This window comes from Pseudomonas sp. BNK-30, assembly GCF_047456185.1.
Lineage (GTDB): Bacteria > Pseudomonadota > Gammaproteobacteria > Pseudomonadales > Pseudomonadaceae > Aquipseudomonas > Aquipseudomonas putida_E.
Genome location: NZ_CP179904.1, coordinates 4714205 through 4731850, shown reverse-complemented (window position 1 = coordinate 4731850; position 17646 = coordinate 4714205). Strand labels below are relative to the sequence as shown.

At 61.4% G+C, this 17646-nt stretch carries 19 protein-coding genes; 12 read left to right on the top strand and 7 right to left on the bottom strand.

The window, feature by feature from the left end; translation table 11 throughout:
- Positions 1-39: 39 nt before the first annotated feature.
- Both ACMGGN_RS21945 and ACMGGN_RS21940 read left to right on the top strand, forming a co-directional pair.
- Positions 40-255, top strand: a complete 216-nt coding sequence (locus ACMGGN_RS21945; RefSeq protein ID WP_012312056.1) for a dodecin — start codon at positions 40-42, stop codon at positions 253-255.
- 102 nt (positions 256-357) lie between these two features.
- Complete coding sequence (locus ACMGGN_RS21940) at positions 358-579, top strand: DUF1161 domain-containing protein (protein ID WP_046786815.1); 222 nt, start codon at positions 358-360, stop codon at positions 577-579.
- Positions 580-676: 97 nt separating this feature from the next.
- Here the strand turns inward: ACMGGN_RS21940 and ACMGGN_RS21935 are convergent, their stop codons facing one another.
- Positions 677-1681 (bottom strand): LLM class flavin-dependent oxidoreductase, encoded by a 1005-nt coding sequence (locus ACMGGN_RS21935; RefSeq protein WP_125924435.1) that lies wholly within the window; start codon positions 1679-1681, stop codon positions 677-679.
- A gap of 154 nt (positions 1682-1835) precedes the next feature.
- Between ACMGGN_RS21935 and ACMGGN_RS21930 the strand changes: the two genes are divergently transcribed.
- Positions 1836-2261, top strand: coding sequence for an OsmC family protein (locus tag ACMGGN_RS21930; RefSeq protein ID WP_204919256.1), 426 nt, complete (start codon positions 1836-1838; stop codon positions 2259-2261).
- A gap of 73 nt (positions 2262-2334) precedes the next feature.
- On the top strand, positions 2335-2565 hold the full coding sequence (locus tag ACMGGN_RS21925) for a DUF1161 domain-containing protein (RefSeq protein WP_046786817.1): 231 nt from the start codon (positions 2335-2337) through the stop codon (positions 2563-2565).
- A 40-nt stretch (positions 2566-2605) separates the two neighbouring features.
- Here ACMGGN_RS21925 and ACMGGN_RS21920 read toward each other — a convergent pair whose 3' ends face one another.
- Entirely contained in the window at positions 2606-3019 is a 414-nt protein-coding gene (locus ACMGGN_RS21920; RefSeq protein ID WP_046786818.1) for a lipoprotein, read from the bottom strand.
- A 55-nt stretch (positions 3020-3074) separates the two neighbouring features.
- Positions 3075-3488 carry a hypothetical protein gene (locus ACMGGN_RS21915; RefSeq protein ID WP_046786819.1) on the bottom strand — a complete coding sequence of 138 codons (414 nt, stop codon included), beginning with the start codon at positions 3486-3488 and terminating at the stop codon, positions 3075-3077.
- 84 nt (positions 3489-3572) lie between these two features.
- On the opposite strand from ACMGGN_RS21915, the gene ACMGGN_RS21910 reads away from it, so the two are divergent.
- The gene (locus ACMGGN_RS21910) at positions 3573-4646 is read left to right on the top strand and encodes an aminopeptidase (protein WP_237859691.1); all 1074 of its coding nucleotides are present in this window, start codon (positions 3573-3575) and stop codon (positions 4644-4646) included.
- A gap of 55 nt (positions 4647-4701) precedes the next feature.
- Here ACMGGN_RS21910 and ACMGGN_RS21905 read toward each other — a convergent pair whose 3' ends face one another.
- Both ACMGGN_RS21905 and ACMGGN_RS21900 read right to left on the bottom strand, forming a co-directional pair.
- Positions 4702-5352 (bottom strand): HAD family hydrolase, encoded by a 651-nt coding sequence (locus tag ACMGGN_RS21905; RefSeq protein ID WP_237859798.1) that lies wholly within the window; start codon positions 5350-5352, stop codon positions 4702-4704.
- 20 nt (positions 5353-5372) lie between these two features.
- Complete coding sequence (locus tag ACMGGN_RS21900) at positions 5373-5921, bottom strand: gamma carbonic anhydrase family protein (protein ID WP_039603776.1); 549 nt, start codon at positions 5919-5921, stop codon at positions 5373-5375.
- A gap of 102 nt (positions 5922-6023) precedes the next feature.
- Between ACMGGN_RS21900 and prlC the strand changes: the two genes are divergently transcribed.
- The 6 genes from prlC to ACMGGN_RS21870 all read left to right on the top strand — a co-directional run bounded on the left by prlC (position 6024) and on the right by ACMGGN_RS21870 (position 14282).
- Positions 6024-8075, top strand: a complete 2052-nt coding sequence (gene prlC / locus ACMGGN_RS21895; RefSeq protein WP_256672043.1) for an oligopeptidase A — start codon at positions 6024-6026, stop codon at positions 8073-8075.
- Positions 8072-8353: a YheV family putative zinc ribbon protein gene (locus ACMGGN_RS21890; protein WP_046786820.1), complete on the top strand. Its 282-nt coding sequence runs from the start codon at positions 8072-8074 to the stop codon at positions 8351-8353. Before prlC ends, ACMGGN_RS21890 begins: the two co-directional genes overlap by 4 nt.
- Before the next feature lie 100 nt (positions 8354-8453).
- Entirely contained in the window at positions 8454-10448 is a 1995-nt protein-coding gene (locus tag ACMGGN_RS21885) for a M3 family metallopeptidase (protein WP_414156295.1), read from the top strand.
- A 65-nt stretch (positions 10449-10513) separates the two neighbouring features.
- Positions 10514-11572, top strand: coding sequence for a PA0069 family radical SAM protein (locus ACMGGN_RS21880; RefSeq protein ID WP_281869644.1), 1059 nt, complete (start codon positions 10514-10516; stop codon positions 11570-11572).
- A 271-nt stretch (positions 11573-11843) separates the two neighbouring features.
- Positions 11844-12563, top strand: coding sequence for a carbonic anhydrase (locus ACMGGN_RS21875; protein WP_012312070.1), 720 nt, complete (start codon positions 11844-11846; stop codon positions 12561-12563).
- A 192-nt stretch (positions 12564-12755) separates the two neighbouring features.
- Positions 12756-14282 (top strand): SulP family inorganic anion transporter, encoded by a 1527-nt coding sequence (locus tag ACMGGN_RS21870; protein WP_046786823.1) that lies wholly within the window; start codon positions 12756-12758, stop codon positions 14280-14282.
- Positions 14283-14284: 2 nt separating this feature from the next.
- Here the strand turns inward: ACMGGN_RS21870 and ACMGGN_RS21865 are convergent, their stop codons facing one another.
- Together ACMGGN_RS21865 and ACMGGN_RS21860 are read right to left on the bottom strand one after the other, a co-directional pair.
- Positions 14285-15373, bottom strand: coding sequence for a hypothetical protein (locus tag ACMGGN_RS21865; protein ID WP_115273254.1), 1089 nt, complete (start codon positions 15371-15373; stop codon positions 14285-14287).
- Between the two features lie 117 nt (positions 15374-15490).
- Positions 15491-16132: a hypothetical protein gene (locus ACMGGN_RS21860; protein WP_012312073.1), complete on the bottom strand. Its 642-nt coding sequence runs from the start codon at positions 16130-16132 to the stop codon at positions 15491-15493.
- Between the two features lie 369 nt (positions 16133-16501).
- On the opposite strand from ACMGGN_RS21860, the gene coxB reads away from it, so the two are divergent.
- Positions 16502-17629, top strand: a complete 1128-nt coding sequence (coxB, locus tag ACMGGN_RS21855; RefSeq protein ID WP_115273255.1) for a cytochrome c oxidase subunit II — start codon at positions 16502-16504, stop codon at positions 17627-17629.
- Positions 17630-17646: the final 17 nt, after the last annotated feature.

The following is a 17646-nucleotide window of genomic DNA, read 5'->3' as shown; positions in this document are numbered from 1 at the left end:
TGCTAGGCTCAATTTCACTGTCACCCAAGGAGAGCGCTCATGACCGATCATCACACCTACAAGAAGATCGAGCTGGTAGGTTCCTCGACCACCAGCATCGAAGACGCCATCAACAATGCGTTGGCCGAAGCGGCCAAGAGCATCAAGCATCTGGAATGGTTCGAAGTGGTCGACACCCGTGGCCACATCGAAGGCAACAAGGTGGCGCACTTTCAGGTCACGCTCAAAGTGGGCTTTCGCATCGCCAATAGCTGAAACAGGGTCGGGCTGGCAACGGCCGGCGTGATGGCGTTATACAGACAGGGGCGCCTTTGCTGGCGCCCCTTCCCATTTTCATCTGCACAAGGAAAGCGAGTGATGAAGAAACTGATTCTGGCGGTGGGCCTGATGATGCTGGCGGGTGGCGCGCTGGCGGCGGGCAAGCCTTGCGAGGAGCTCAAGGCCGAGATTGCCGCGAAGCTGGATGCCAAAGGTGTGAAGGGCTACACACTGGAGATCGTCAGTAAGGGCGATCCCGCTGGCAAGGTTGTGGGGAGCTGTGAAGGTGGAAGCAAGGAAATTGTCTACCGGCGGGGTTGAGCGCTGGCCCAATCGCCAGCAAGCCTGCCCCACTGCGTTTCCAATATCTCGCGGCCTTGGAGTTCCCAGTGGGAGCCGGCTTGCCGGCGATTGGGGCCTACTCAGATTTCAAGGCTTGCGCCAACAATTCATAAGACCTGATCCGGTCCTCATGCTCATACAGGTCGCAGGTAAAGATCAGTTCGTCCGCCCCGGTCTGCTCCAGTAGCACCTCGACCTTGGCCCTCACCTTCTGCGGGCTGCCGATCATCGCCAGGCCCAGGAAACTACCCACCGCATCGCGCTCATGTGGCAGCCACAGCCCATCCATGCTCGGTACCGGCTTGCGCTGCATCAGGCTCTGCCCGCGTATCAGGGCAAGAATACGCTGGTACACCGAAGTGGCCAGGAACTCGGCCTTGTCGTCGGTTTCGGCCACCACCATCGGAATGCCCAGCATCACGTATGGCTTGTCGAGCGTGGTAGAGGGCTTGAAATGGTCGCGGTAGATACGGATCGCCTCATGCATGTAGCGCGGCGCGAAGTGCGAGGCGAAGGCGTAGGGCATGCCGCGCATGCCGGCCAGCTGTGCGCTGAACAGGCTGGAGCCCAGCAGCCACATCGGCACCTCGGTGTCGTGGCCAGGTACGGCGATCACTTTTTGATCATCTGTGCGCGGGCCCAGGTAGCGCGACAATTCTTCGACATCGTCCGGGAAATCGTCGGCGCTGCCCGAACGCTCTCGGCGCAGGGCGCGTGCGGTCATCTGGTCGGAGCCCGGCGCACGGCCCAGGCCCAGATCGATACGCCCTGGATAAAGGCTGGCCAGCGTGCCGAACTGCTCGGCGATCACCAAGGGGGCATGGTTGGGCAGCATGACGCCACCCGAGCCGACACGGATGGTTGAAGTACCCCCCGCCAGGTAACCGATCAGCACCGAGGTCGCGGAGCTGGCGATGCCGTCCATGTTGTGGTGTTCGGCAACCCAGAAGCGGTTGTAGCCAAAACGCTCGACATGCTGGGCCAGGTCCAGCGAATTGCGCAACGCTTGCGCCGGGCCGGAGTCGGCCCGCACTGGCACCAGGTCGAGGGTAGAAATTTTCAGGTCACGCAGCTGCGTCATTGGAGCCTCCGCAAAAGTGATTGGCCGAAGGCCTTTTAAACTCTGTATGGGCACATTCGGAAGATTCAATGCTTGCGGTGCGATTGATCTGAACTTGCCGAAGGTGAGTAGCCTCTGAACCCATAGATACGTAACAGAGTGACCAGGAGGCATCATGAAAAAGACTGCATCGGCGATCTGGCAAGGTGGCTTGAAGGACGGCAAAGGCGTTATTTCGACTGAAAGCGGCGCGCTAAAGCAGAACCCCTATGGTTTCAACACCCGCTTCGAAGGCTCGCCCGGCACCAACCCAGAGGAGTTGATCGGCGCGGCCCATGCCGGCTGCTTCTCGATGGCGCTGTCGATGATGCTCGGCGAGGCGGGGCTGACGCCCGACCGTATCGATACGATCGCTGAAGTGACCTTGGAAAAACAGCCCGATGGCTTTGCCATCACTGCTGTGCACCTGGTGCTGAAGGCCAAAGTGCCTGGCGCCAGCCAGGCCCAGTTCCTTGAAATCGCCAATAAGGCCAAAGCAGGCTGCCCGGTGTCCAAGGTGTTGAACGCGAAGATCAGCCTGGACGCCACCCTGGTGGGCTAAGCGGCGCAACAGCTTCGGTTTGCTGTAGTCTAAACAGCATCGGCAGCGCAGCTGCCCATCCAGGAGCCGTGCCATGATACGCGTCGCAATCGCCGTGTTGGCGTCTCTGTTGGCCACATCTGCCGTGGCGGCGGTCAAGCCGTGTGAGGAACTGAAGGCCGAGATCGAAGCCAAGATCCAGGCTCAGGGTGTGCCGTCGTACACGCTGGAGATCGTGCCCAACAGTGAGGTCAAGGATCAGAACATGATCGTTGGCAGCTGTGATGGCGGGACCAAAAAGATCATTTATCAGAAGAACGAATGATCGCCAATTGAAACCGGGGCTGGTAAGCAGCCCCCCGGTTTCAGGGAATGCAGAACACATTGCTGGGTTCGTTGACCACCACTGTGCGGTTGGCGTCGTACAGCAGCACCTGTGGTTCCATTACTGGTGCACGCGCCTCCAGGCGATAGCGTTCGCCTGCCTTGAAATCGTCAAAGCGCACGGTCAGGTAACAGGTCCGATCCCTGGGCTGGCTCATCATGCCGCCCCCGTAGATTTCATAATCGAAGCGCACCACCAGTTCGTGCTTGCCAGGTGTGACCTGGAAGTAACGGCCGTCCTCCAGGCGCTTGCCATCGAGCTTGTCCGCCATGATGACTCGGCCGGGCGTGATGGTGTAGAGGTCGACCCAGGCCTGCTTGGGGTCTACGGGGGGCAAGGGGCTGGCGCATGCCCCCAATGCACTGAGGGCCATCAGCATCATGGGCTGGCGCATGGCGAAACTCCCACTTGCGATTCACAAGTTACAAGCATAGCGCCGTTTGCGGGCTTCAGGTGCGTTGGCAGCCCGCCGGCAGGCCTTGGCTGAGCAGTTTCTGCTGGTGGTCATAGAGCTTGATCCAGGGCCGGAAGCCGATGCTGCCTGCTTGCAGTTGATAACGCTGGCCGGCGTTGAAGCCCTTGAAGGTCAGATTGAGCTGGCAGTCGCGCCACAAAGGTTCCCCGACCGGGCCGATATTGCTGGGTGTGACCGGGAACTGGTAGCGGACGGTCAGCTCGTGGCTGCCGGGCTGAACCTCGAAATAGCGGGTGTCTGCCCAATCGCGCTCGTCCACCTGCACCGCGTGCAGCGAGGTTTCGTCGTGCGGGGTGAGATCGATCCATGCCTGGTTCGGGTCCGGGTCGGGCAGGGTCGAACAGGCAGACATCAGCAGCATTGAGCTGGCGATGAACAGTGCACGCATGGCGAAACTCCCCCTTGGCGAGATAGTCTTGGAGCGCATCGGCCGTGAGCGAATGGATAGCCCAAGATGGTCTGGTTTTTTCTTTTGAAGCGCTCAGGCCCTGGGCCACTCGACCGCGTTTTCAGCACTTTGGTTCCCGTGCTGGGCGCCTTTCTGCTCAGTGGTTGCAGCAGCCTTGCCTATTACGGCCAGTTGGCCGATGGCCAGTGGCAACTGTTGCGTGCACGTCAGCCGGTGGAGCGAGTACTCGCCGACCCGGCCACCAGCCCGCAGTTGCGGGCCCGTCTGCAACACGCCGAGCAGGCGCGGCTGTTCGCCAGCAAACGACTGGGCCTGCCGGACAACGGCAGCTATCGGGTGTATGCCGACCTTGGGCGGCCCTATGTGGTGTGGAATGTGTTTGCTACCCCTGAGCTCTCGCTGCAACCGGTGACGCACTGTTTCCCTGTTGCCGGTTGCGTCGCCTACCGCGGCTATTACCAACAGGGCGCGGCCCGCGGCGCGGCGGCGGTGATGCGCCAGGCGGGCATGGATGTCTATGTGAGCGGCGTCGAGGCGTATTCGACGCTTGGCTGGTTCGACGACCCGATCCTGTCGTCGATGGTCGGCTGGGGTGATGAGCGCCTGGCCACGTTGATCTTCCACGAACTGGCGCATCAGCGCGTCTATGTGCAGGACGACACGGAGTTCAACGAGTCCTTCGCCACGTTCGTCGAGCAGGAAGGAACGCGGCAATGGCGCGCCGCTCGTGGGCTTGAAGCGACTCAGGGTGAGCAGAGCCTGCAGCGTGACCAGTTCATACGGCTGATTCTGGCCAGCCGCGAGCGGCTGCAGGCGCTCTATGCCGGGCCGCTGGATGATGCGCACAAACGTGCGGCCAAACAGGCAGAATTCGACCGGTTGAGGCGCGATTATCGCCAGGTTCGAGATAGCCAGTGGGCTGGGGACAAGCGTTATGACGCCTGGATGTATGGGCCGATGAGCAATGCCAAGCTATTGCCGTTTGGGCTGTATGACCAATGGGTGCCGGCGTTTGCGGCGGTGTTTCGCGAGGTTGGTGGGGATTGGGTACACTTCTATCGGAAGGTAGAAGCGTTAGGACGGTTGCCAGCCGAGCAGCGCAAGGCGGTGTTGGCTCGATTGGTGGCCAGTCAGTGAGCGCTGGGGGCCGCTTTGCGGCCCATCGCCGGCAAGCCGGCCCTTACATACGCGCTCAGGCCCTGATGAACGCTTGATGCATCTCAGCCAAGGTGGCGTAGTGGAATTCAGGCGTGTGGGCCTTCAGTTCTTCTTCGCTGCCGAACCCATACCCCACTGCCACTGCCTGCAACCCATTGCTGCGCGCCCCGATCAGGTCGTGCTTGCGGTCGCCGATCATCAGGGTCTGCGCCGCGTCCAGCCCTTCCTCGTCCAGCAGGTGGCGAATCAGCTCGACCTTGTTGGTGCGGGTGCCGTCCAGTTCGCTGCCGTAAATCACCTTGAAGTGATGATCGAAGGCGAAGTGCCTGGCGATCTCACGGGCGAACTCCCAGGGCTTGGACGTCGCGATGTAAAGCGTGCGGCCCTGACCGTTCAGGGCCTGGAGCAGTTCCGGCACACCTTCGAAGACCAGGTTTTCGTAAAGGCCGGTGACACGGAAGCGCTCCCGGTAAAAATTCACCGCCTCCCACGCCTTGGCTTCATCGAAGCTGTAGAACTGCATGAAGGCCTGTAGCAGGGGTGGGCCGATGAAGTGCTCGAGGCGCGCCAGGTCCGGCTCGTCGATGCCCAGTTTGGCCAGGGCGTACTGGATCGAACGGGTAATGCCCAGGCGCGGGTCGGTCAGGGTGCCGTCAAGGTCGAAAAGGATATTCTGCTGGTGCATGGTGGTCTCGGTAGTCAGGTTCATTCCGGGCGGTCGTAGCCTTCGGCCAGGTGCTGGTCCTTGAGCTTCACGTAGTTACCGGCGCTGTAAGGGAAAAAGGCGCGTTCCTTGTCGGTCAGTGGCCGTGCCTGCTTTACCGGGCTGCCCACATACAGGTAGCCGCTCTCCAGGCGCTTGCCGGGCGGCACCAGGCTACCTGCACCGATGATCACCTCGTCTTCGACGATGGCGCCATCCATGATCGTGCTGCCCATCCCGACCAGAATGCGGTTGCCCAGGGTACAGCCATGCAGCATGACTTTGTGGCCGATGGTCACTTCGTCGCCGATGATCAGCGGGAAGCCGTCCGGGTTGAACGGGCCGGCGTGGGTAATGTGCAGCACACTGGCGTCCTGCACGCTGGTCCTTGCACCGATGCGGATGCGGTGCATGTCGCCGCGAATCACCGTCAAAGGCCATACAGAGCTGTCTTCACCGATTTCCACGTCACCCAGAACCACTGCCGAACGGTCGACGAAGGCCCGTGGCCCAACTTTCGGAGTGTGTTGCTGGAAGCTACGAATGGCCATGATAGGGTCTCTCATCTGTGCCGATAGGCAGGCTGCCTGCTGCGGTCGGCGTCGATTGTAATTAAGATGGGGCAGTGTTTCTTCTGCCAAGGTAGCCAAACCGTGAGTGCGAACAACCCGCTTCTGCAGTCTTATGATCTGCCGCCCTTCTCGGCGATCCGTGCCGAACACGTGCTGCCGGCGATCGAAGAGATCCTGGCCGATAACCGTAAAGCCATTGCCCAGATCCTCGAAAAGCAAGGCAAGAACCCCACCTGGGCCGGCCTGGTGCTGGCCATGGACGAGCTCAATGACCGCCTGGGCGCTGCCTGGAGCCCGGTCAGCCACCTCAATGCGGTGTGCAACAGCAAAGAGCTGCGTGAGGCCTACGAGTCCTGCCTGCCGGCGCTCAGTGCCTACTCTACCGAACTGGGCCAGAACCGTACGCTGTTCGAGGCCTATGAGGCACTGGCCAACAGCCCTGAGGCCGCAGGTTTCGATGTGGCGCAAAAAACCATCCTCGAGCATGCACTGCGTGACTTCCGCCTGTCTGGCATCGACCTGCCACCTGCCCAGCAGCAGCGTTACGCCGAAGTGCAGAGCAAGCTCAGCGAGTTGGGCAGCCGTTTCTCCAACCAACTGCTCGACGCCACCCAGGCCTGGACCAAGCACGTTACCGACGAAGCCGCGCTTGCCGGCCTGACCGATTCGGCCAAGGCGCAGATGGCTGCTGCCGCCCAGGCCAAAGGCCTCGATGGCTGGCTGATCACCCTGGAATTCCCCAGCTACTATGCGGTGATGACCTACGCCAGTGACCGCGCCCTGCGTGAAGAGCTGTACGCGGCCTACTGCACCCGCGCCTCCGACCAGGGCCCGAATGCCGGCCAGTTCGACAACGGCCCGGTGATGCGCGAGATCCTCGACCTGCGCCAGGAACTGGCCGGGCTGCTGGGCTACAAGAACTACGCCGAGCTGAGCCTGGCCACCAAGATGGCTGAGTCCAGCGATCAGGTGCTGAGCTTCCTGCGCGACCTGGCCAAGCGTTCCAGGCCGTTTGCCGCCCAGGACCTGGCGCAGCTCAAGGCCTATGCCGCCGAGCAAGGTTGCCCCGAGCTGGCCAGTTGGGACGCCGGTTACTTCGGTGAGAAGCTGCGCGAGCAGCGCTACAGCGTGTCCCAGGAAACCCTGCGCGCCTACTTCCCGATCGACAAGGTGCTGTCCGGCCTGTTCAGCATCGTCCAGCGCCTGTACGGCATCGAAATCGCCGAGCTCAAGGGTTTCGACAGCTGGCACCCGGACGTACGCCTGTTCGAAATCAAGGAAAACGGCCAGCACGTCGGCCGCTTCTTCTTCGACCTCTATGCCCGCGCCAACAAGCGTGGCGGTGCCTGGATGGATGGTGCCCGCGACCGTCGCCGTACCGCTGGTGGTGAGCTGCAAAGCCCGGTGGCCAATCTGGTGTGCAACTTCACGCCCGCTGCGCCTGGCAAGCCTGCGTTGCTGACCCACGACGAAGTCACGACCCTGTTCCACGAATTCGGCCACGGCCTGCACCACCTGCTGACCCGTATCGAGCATGCTGGCGTGTCTGGCATCAATGGCGTGGCCTGGGATGCGGTCGAGTTGCCGAGCCAGTTCATGGAAAACTGGTGCTGGGAGCCGGAAGGCCTGGCACTGATCTCCGGCCATTACGAAACGGGGGCTGCCCTGCCCCAGGACCTGCTGGACAAGATGCTGGCGGCGAAGAACTTCCAGTCCGGCATGATGATGGTGCGCCAGCTGGAGTTCTCGCTGTTCGACTTCGAGCTGCACGCCAGCCACGGCGACGGCCGCAGTGTGCTGCAGGTGCTTGAAGGCGTGCGCGACGAGGTGACGGTCATGCGCCCACCGGCGTACAACCGCTTCCCGAACAGCTTTGCGCACATCTTCGCTGGCGGTTACGCGGCGGGCTACTACAGCTACAAATGGGCCGAAGTACTGTCGGCTGATGCCTTCTCACGGTTCGAGGAAGAAGGCGTGCTCAACGCCGAGACAGGCCGCGCCTTCCGCGAGGCCATTCTGGCCCGTGGCGGTTCGCGCGAGCCGATGGTGCTGTTCGTCGACTTCCGTGGCCGTGAGCCTTCCATCGATGCATTGCTGCGCCACTGTGGGCTGAGTGAGGACGCGGCGGCATGAGCGAGGTAGCTGTGAACAAAACCAAGAAGCGCTTCATCGCCGGGGCGGTCTGCCCGGCGTGCAGTGAGCCGGACAAGCTGATGATGTGGAGCGAAGACGACGTGCCGCACCGTGAGTGCGTAGCCTGTGGCTTCACCGACACCTTGAATGAACAGGGCCTGTCGGTACCCAAGGAACTTGGGACGCGGGTCAACCACCTGGCGCCCAAGGCGGCGCCGGCCAAGGTGCAGACGGTGCAGTTCTTCCCCAACCCGAAGCTCAAGAAACCGGCCGAGTAAGGCCTGCCCGCCTGCGTCGGGGTGGTAGATATTCAAGCCTCTACCGCTCCGCCAGGCAGGCATGCTCGCCCGCTCATGAACCTGAGCAAGGCGATGCACCATGAACAATCCCCTCCTGCAAAGCAGCAACGCCCCTATTGATTTCCCTTCGATAACCCTGCAAAACATGGCCGCTGCTTTCGACCATGTGTTTTCGGCGCATGAGCAAGGTATCGCGCGCATCATCGAACGACAGCAGGCACAGCCCACCTGGGACGACCTGGTGCTCGCCGTGGATGAGCTGGACGCGCAGTTGTCGGGCACGTTGTATACCGTCATCCCGCTCGTGGGCCGGGACCAGGACTGGGCCGAATCCATTCTGGGGTTCTATGGCAGAACAGTTGCGCGTTTCGAGCAGAAAGATACCGACAGCAGGCTGCATGCCTTGTATGAACGGTTGGCGCGCAGTGACATCGGCATCAACCTGGCCGCGATGAAGCGCGCTACCTTGCGCTGGCATCTCGACAGGTTTGCAACCAGTGGCGCAGCGTTGGACGAACACGACAAAGCCCGCCTCGCCGAGCTGCAAGCGCAGATCGGTACGTTGCGGGAGGCCTTTGTGCGCGATATCGACCGGCCGGGGTTGCTGATCGAGGACGAGGCCGAACTGATTGGTCTTTCGCAACGGTTGCGAGATGAGCTGGCCGCCCGGGCCAGCGAGGCTGGCTTGCAAGGTTGGCTGGTTGCCTGTGAAAGCGCCCCAACCGAGGCGGTGCTTCGGCAAGCGAAGCACCGCCCCCTGCGCGAAAAGCTCTACCGCGCCTTCCACACCCGTGGGGTCGATAATGACCTGCAGGAGGACAACGGTACGCGTTTGCAGCGTTTGGCCGAACTGCTGGATGACAAAGCCCGCCTGCTCGGCTTTGCCAGCCACCTCGAGCTGAGCCTGAGTACCAAAAGTGCCGGCTCGGTCAGCGCTGTTCGGGGTTTTCTGCAAACCCTCGCAGCCAGCGTACGACCCGCCCTGCAACGATGGCGTGAGGGCGTTGGGCAGAAGGCGCTCGTGCAGGGCCTCACGCGCGTGCAGCCTTGGGATGTCATTCACCTGCAGGCATTGCCGGCGCATGCGCAACCGAGTGAGGTGTTTCGCGAGCACTTCCCCTTGAGTGCCGTGGTCACTGCACTGGCCCGGCTGGCGCAGCAGCTGTTTGGGCTTGAGCTGCGTCCAGCCCGAATGCCTGCCTGGGATGCCAGCGTGCAGACCTTTGAGGTCTGGCAAGACCACGCGCCTATCGGCCTGTTCTATCTGGACGCCGTGCAACACGCCGGGAAACAGGCTGACGCCGTGTTCACCACGTACGTGCGCAACCGGCGTATTGATGCCGAGGGTATCTACCATGCAGCGGTGGTGGTGGTGAACAGTGACATCCCGGCAGCGCTGGGCGAGAGTGAGCCGCTTTTGGACCACCTGGCATTGCGCAAGCTTTATCACGAGTTTGGCCATGCCTTGCATCACTTGCTGGTCCGCACCAGCAACAATGTCATGTCCAATGTTTCGGAGCTGGGCACCGATGGCATGGAACTGTTCGGCAAGTTGGTGGAGCGCTGGGTGTGGGATGCCGGCTACCTGGCCAGCATCGCCGTGCCGGACCAGTCTGGCAGCAGGCTGAGCAAGGCTGGCGCTGCAGCGTACCTGAAACAGTTCAAGCAGCAGGGGATCGAGGAAATTGGCCGCGACCTGAGCCTGGCGCTGTTCGACCTGGACCTGCACGGCACGCCGTATGACGGCAGAACGCTTGAGCAGCGGCTCGACGATGCCCGGGAGCGATGCGGCTATTGGCCATTGGCAGATTTCGAGCACCCCGCGCATGCCTTCGACCATCTGGTCAGCGGATACGATGCTGGCTATTACGCTTACCTGTGGGCCGATGTGCACGCGTTTGACCTGTTTACCCGTTTTGAAACGAACGGTTTGCTTGACCGCGCAACGGGCCAGGCGCTTGCGCAGGCATTGTTCGAGCCCGGCGCTTCGCGGCCACTGCGCGAGGGCCTTGAAGCCTTCCTTGGGCGCGCCCCAAGCCATGCCCCCTACCTGAGTTGGCACGGGCTGGCCTGACCGGAGGTGCTGGCAAGATGAGCCTTGCCCCTATACTGTTCATATATACAGCATAGGGCTTGGCGATGAATCCTCCAGCACCACAGAAAGGCCGTGGGACGGCGCATAATCCACACAACCGCTTCGCCCCGAGCCATTCGGTGGCTGAGGATGACGGCTGGCATCAGGAGGTTCCATTGACCCAAGGCACCGAGGTGCGGGTTGAAACGGCCAAGACGATCATCAGCCGCAACACCTCACCCGACCTGCCCTTCGATCGCTCCATCAATCCCTACCGAGGCTGCGAGCATGGTTGCATCTACTGCTATGCCCGCCCCTCGCACGCCTATTGGGACTTGTCCCCAGGGTTGGATTTCGAAACCAAGCTGATCGCCAAGACCAACGCCGCCGAGGTGCTTGCCGAGCAACTGCGCAAGCCGGGCTATGTGTGCGCCCCCATCAACCTCGGTGCCAACACAGACCCCTACCAGCCGATCGAACGTGAGCACCTATTGACCCGGCGCTTGCTGGAAGTCCTGTTGCGTTTTCGCCACCCGGTGACCATCGTCACCAAAGGTTCGCTGGTATTGCGTGACCTGGATTTGCTGGCCGAAATGGCCAGCCAGCGGTTGGTGCGGGTGATGATCAGCCTGACCACGCTGGACGACGGCCTCAAGCGAGTGCTCGAGCCGCGTGCGGCCTCGCCCAATGCCAGGCTGCGGGCAATCCGGGTGCTGCGCGAGGCGGGTGTGCCGGTGGGCGTGTTGTGTTCGCCGATGATTCCCATGATCAACGACAGCGAACTGGAGCACCTCTTGGAAGCCGCCAAGGAGGCTGGCGCGCAGAACGCAGCCTACATGATGTTGCGCCTGCCGCTGGAAGTGGCACCGCTGTTCGAGCAGTGGCTACAGGACCACTACCCTCAGCGCGCCAGCCATGTGTTGAGCCTGATTCGCCAGAGCCGGGGTGGCGAGCTGTATGACAGCCGCTTCGGTGCGCGCATGCGTGGTGAGGGCATTTTCGCAGAGCTGCTGGCGCAACGCTTTGCCAAGGCCATGCGCAAGCTGGGTTTGGAGGGGCGGGAGGGGCAAATGCTGGATTGTTCGGCGTTCTGTCCCCCCGGTGGGCAAATGGCATTGTTTTGACCCTCAATGCAACTAATCCAAGCACATAATCTTATTCAGGGCTCTTGGCATTTGATGTGTTTTTGCTATTATTCAATTCCCGCCTTATCTATCTGGAACACCCGTTCTAGAGCCTCCGAATTAAGTTTCAGTTAAGTTTTCCCCGCTAGCGTAGGAAACCAGTCCACGAAGACTGTGATCTATGGCCTGTGCGTGTCATCTAATTCCTCGCATAGCCAGAATCTTTCACCGGTAAAATGGATTTACCAACTCACCGTCAAGAGGATGAATCATGCCCGTCAAGGACCCATCCAAGGTCGTTCCGCAGGCCCCCGCGGAGAGCGCCGATGCCGCCCTCAAGCACATCGTCGACGGCTTCCTGCGTTTCCACCATGACGTCTTCCCCGAGCAGCAAGAGCTGTTCAAGAAGCTCGCCACCGCGCAAACGCCGCGCGCCATGTTCATCACCTGTGCCGACTCGCGCATCGTCCCCGAGCTGATCACCCAGAGCTCGCCAGGCGACCTGTTCGTGACCCGTAACGTTGGCAACGTGGTACCGCCGTATGGCCAGATGAACGGCGGCGTTTCCAGCGCCATCGAGTACGCCGTGTCGGCGCTGGGCGTGCACCACATCATCATCTGTGGCCACTCCGACTGCGGCGCGATGCGTGCGGTACTCAACCCGCAATCGCTGGCCAAGATGCCGACCGTTTCCGCCTGGCTGCGTCATGCCGAAGTGGCACGCACCGTGGTCGAGAACAACTGCTCCTGCGGCAGCGAGCATGAAACCATGCAGGTGCTGACCCGCGAAAACGTCATTGCCCAGTTGCACCACCTGCGCACCCACCCGTCGGTGGCGTCGCGCCTTGCGGCTGGCGAGCTGTACATCCATGGTTGGGTCTATGACATCGAGACCAGCCGGATCGAAGCCTACGATGCCGCCAGCGACAGCTTCATGCCCCTGGCCGCCGGTGAGCCGGTGCCCTGCGCGACTCCGAGAGGCCGCTACTAAGCGACCCATCCACCGCTAGAACCTTGATAGCCGGCTGCACCCCGCAGGGGTGTGGCGCGGCCTTCGGCTGCCTTGAATTCCCTGACTGCCCTGCCGGCATGCTCGCTGGCGGCCCGCGCCTGCGCGTTTGTCAGGGGCCAAACGTGCCCATGGCCAGAGGAAAGGCCATGTGACAGAGAAAGGAGAAACACGGTGAACATTACACAGTTGAAAGCGGCCTTGCCGCGAGAGTTGCTGGCGTCGGTTGTGGTCTTCCTGGTGGCCCTGCCCTTGTGCATGGGCATTGCGATCGCCTCGGGCATGCCTCCTGCCAAAGGCCTGATAACCGGCATCATCGGCGGTATCGTGGTGGGCTTTCTGGCCGGTTCGCCATTGCAGGTCAGTGGCCCTGCCGCGGGCTTGGCCGTGCTGGTGTTCGAACTGGTGCGCCAACACGGCGTTGCCATGCTCGGGCCGATCCTGCTGCTGGCGGGTTTGTTGCAATTGCTGGCCGGGCGCTTGCGCCTGGGCTGCTGGTTCCGCGTCACCGCCCCGGCGGTGGTGTACGGCATGCTGGCAGGTATCGGTGTGCTGATCGTGCTGTCACAGGTGCATGTGATGTTCGACACGGCGCCGCAACCTTCGGGCTTGCAGAACCTGATCGGGTTCCCCGCTACAGTGGCTAGCGCCCTGCCCTTTGAAAGTGCCGGCAGTGGCTGGCAGGCCGGCCTGCTCGGTGTGGGGACCATCGCCGTGATGTGGGGTTGGGAACGCTTGCGGCCACAGCGGCTGCGGTTCGTACCTGGGGCCTTGCTCGGTGTGGCGGGCATGACGTTGGTCAGCATGTGGCTGGCACTGCCCGTCAATCGCGTGCAAGTGCCGGCAGACTTGACCGAGGCCATCGACTGGCTGCGCCCCGAAGATTTGCTGCAACTGGCTGATCCGACCTTGCTGGTGGCCGCCTTCGCCCTGGCTTTCATCGCCAGTGCCGAAACGCTGTTGTCTGCCGCAGCGGTGGACCGCATGCACAGCGGCCAGCGCTCGGACTTCGACCGTGAACTTTCCGCGCAGGGTATCGGCAACATGCTATGCGGTGTATTGGGCGCGCTGCCGATGACCGGAGTGATCGTCCGCAGTTCGGCCAATGTGCAGGCAGGCGCGCAAACCCGTGCATCGGCGATCCTCCACGGCTTGTGGCTGTTGGCTTTCGTGGTGGTCTTGAGCAGTGTGCTGCAGCAGATCCCGGTGGCAAGCCTGGCGGGCGTGCTGGTTTACACCGGTATCAAGTTGGTGGACTTCAAGGCCTTTCGTGGGCTTGGCCGCTACGGTCGCATGCCCATGTTCACCTATGCAGCTACCGCGCTGGCGATCATCTTCACGGATCTGCTGACCGGTGTACTGCTGGGCTTTGCCCTGACGCTGCTGAAGCTGGCACTCAAAGCGGCCCGCCTGAAGATCAACCTGCTCAGCCTGGACCGGCCGGGGCACATGGAGCTGCGGCTCACCGGCGCCGCCACCTTTCTCAAGGTGCCGGCACTGACCCAGGTGCTGGAAACGGTGCCCCCTGGCACTCAGCTGCACGTACCTCTGGCCAACCTCAGTTACATCGACCACTCGGTACTGGAGTTACTGGAAGATTGGGGGCGTACACAGCGCAGCGCCGGATCACGCCTGCTCATAGAGCCGCGTGGGCTCAAGCGGCGTATCGAAGGGGGCTTGCGCACTGCGGCAGAGTGTTGAGGTCAGTCTTCCTCGACGACACGCATGGAGGGCGAGCCGGGCCAGGTACCGTACAGGTTGATGGTCCGGCTGCCGCCAACCCACTGGCTGAGGGGCGTCGCCCAGTGCCGCTTCAACGTTTGATTGGCGCCCAGGTTGACGAATTCGGCGCTGAAGTCGAGATTCCTGGCGCCGAGCGGAATGGTGAAGTTATGCGACAGGCCGCCGGAAATGGTCATCGGGCCAACCGTGGTGCGGCGTTCACCTGGCAGATCATAGGCAATCGATACCTTGGTGATGTAGGTGGTGGCGGAAGTGGCCTTGCTGTCGACATGCAGTTGCAAGCTGCCAACTTTGCGCACCCAGATCGGAATGATCATTCTGTCGGGGCCAAAAGAGGCAAAGCTGTAGGCCACAGGCAGCGGGATGGTCGCAACCTGGCCATCTTGAGCAGGCAGCGTGTGCGATTCCACCGAAGCGGTATCGCGGATGGAAATGAACGTTGCCCCACCTTTGCCTGAAATACCGTCTTCGCCCAGCAAGGTGTTCAGGCCGCTGGCTGAACCCGAAAGGGCGAATTTGGCATTCTTGCTCTTGGCCCCGGCATTCACGCCGCTACTGGCCAGAATGACGCTCGTTACCACGCCAAAACCTTCTGCAATCCTGCCATTGCTGGCCATGCCGACTTTCTCGGCCTGTGCATATAGCCAATCGTACTGGTCGTGGATCAAGGCCAGGTCACTCAGACGTTGCTCACCATGAAGGGCAAACTCCGAAGCGATCGACTCCTCTTTACCGAAGTTCCACTCTAGCGTCAGGTCTGGCTTGACCTGAGCGCCGGTGGCAGGGTCGATCACCGTCCCTGAAACATTGGCCTTGGTCTCCCTGCGTGATACGTCCTTGGAGCTGATGGCCCAGCGGCGCCCTTGCTGAACATTGGAAATCTGCACGGTGGGCAACGCTTCGTTGACCAGGGTGAAATCGCCGGAAGCCGGGTCGATGATGCCTACTGCACCGGGTTTGATGACCGGGTTGAGGGCCCAGTTGCCCCAAAGGGTGGAGCGGCTGCCGCGTAACAGGTCCGTGTAGAGCCTGTTCCATTTGATGCTCATGGTTCTTCCTCGCCTTGTTAGGTCAATGCCTACCCGATAGGGGGGGCGGGAAGAATCTATCCGTGCGCGGTACAGCCGATCAGTTGGAGCCTGTTCCCATGGGGCTGCTGGCAGCGCTCAGGCCGGCTGGCCCAGTTCGACACCCAGCTGGCGCGACAGGCATGGCCAGCGTTTCCAGGCCTCGCCAGTCTTCGGGCTGCTCAAGGTTTCCCGGTAGGCTTCTACGGATTCGGTAGCAAAGCTTTCCTCGTTGAGCATTTCATCCACCGAATGGTGCACCACCTCATCGAGCTGGTTGGCGAAGGTCTCTCCGATCAGTTGATGGGCAATCAAGTTGGCCATGGTGGTATCGAATGGGATCAGTGGTTGCTGGAAGTGGCGGATATAAAGGTCGTTCACCTCCTCCACCAGACGGTGCGCCAGGTAGGCTTCATCCAGCAGGCAGTCCAGGCCCACGTGCCCTTGCATCACGCTCGGCGGCTGCAGGAAATAGGCTTCGGCGATCTTCAGTACAGGTTTGATCTGCGACTCGATACCGGCCTCGAGCGCCACCGCGTGGGCAGCCTCCAGCAACTCCGGCACCTGGTCGATATAGGCGCTGACGAAGCGCGCCAAAGTACCCTGGGCGTCCTGCTCAGGCAGTTGGATCGAGGGGTGCAGATGGGGCAGTTGCAGCTCGAGACGCTCTTTCAGTTGGCCGGTATGGCGTTCGTGATCGTGGGCTTGGCTTATTTGCTCGCGTACAGCAGCGATGTTCATGACAACTCCAGGGACAATACGTTTCAAACGGAAGACACTAAATTAGCTCGGTATACAGAATACCTAAGACGCATTTGTTATAAATCGCGCAAACGTGTGCGCTGTTGGGTATATGCAGATGCCACCATTATGCCACTTAGCGTCTAGAGCAGGCCTTGCAGGCGATTTCGCGATTTCATGAAGATCATTTCACCTGCGTCGTTGCGTGCCATTGGTCGCTGTCTATACTCGGGTTGAACGTGATTCGCTGATGAGGCCCGACTGCTTTTCGCAGGGGCTCGGTCGTCGAAGCCAGGCAGTCTTGACCGCCGTTCCCTCTTGCCGCAGGCCACGCCTCCGGGACAACAAGAATTAGAAGGGGAACCCGCAATGATGCGACATCCACCAGTCTGGATGGGCCTCCTGTTGTGGTTGGTTTTAGGTCAGGCCAACGCCGCCTGGACCGTGAACATGGCGCCGGGGGCGACGGAAGTCTCCAACGCCGTGTTCGACCTGCACATGACCATCTTCTGGATCTGCGTGATCATCGGCGTCGTGGTGTTCGGCGCGATGTTCTGGTCCATGGTCATCCACCGCCGTTCCACCGGCCAGCAAGCTGCGCATTTTCACGAGCACACCTGGGTGGAAATCCTGTGGACCGTGGTCCCCTTGCTCATCCTGGTGGCCATGGCCATCCCCGCCACCAAGACCCTGATCGATATCTACGACGCCAGCGAATCGGACATTGATATCCAGGTTACGGGCTACCAGTGGAAATGGCACTACAAATACCTGGGCCAGGACGTGGAGTTTTTCAGCAACCTGGCCACCCCTGCCGACCAGATCCAGAACAAGGCGCCCAAGGATGAGCACTACCTGCTTGAGGTCGACCAGCCGCTGGTGCTGCCGGTAGGGGCGAAAGTGCGCTTTCTGGTGACGGCCGCCGACGTGATCCATTCCTGGTGGGTACCGGCTTTCGCGGTCAAGCGTGACGCCATCCCAGGCTTTGTCAATGAAGCCTGGACGCGCGTCGAGAAGCCCGGCATCTATCGCGGCCAATGCACCGAACTGTGTGGCAAGGACCACGGTTTCATGCCGGTGGTGGTGGAGGTCAAGTCCAAGGCCGACTACGACACCTGGCTCGGCGAGCGCAAGGCCGAGGCGGCCAAACTCAAGGAGCTGACCAGCAAGGAATGGACCCTTGAAGAGTTGGTCGCGCGCGGCGACAAGGTTTACCACACCACCTGCGTGGCCTGTCACCAGGCAGAAGGCCAGGGCCTGCCGCCGATGTTCCCGGCTCTCAAGGGCTCGAAGATCGCCACCGGCCCCATAGATGCCCACTTGAACATCGTCTTCCACGGCAAGCCCGGTACCTCCATGGCGGCCTTCGGCAAGCAACTGTCTGAAGTCGATATCGCCGCCGTGGTCACCTACGAGCGCAACGCCTGGGGCAATGACAAAGGCGACATGGTCACACCGAAGGACGTGCTGGCGCTCAAGCAGGCACAAGCGCAATGAACCGGGTTACTCGCGGC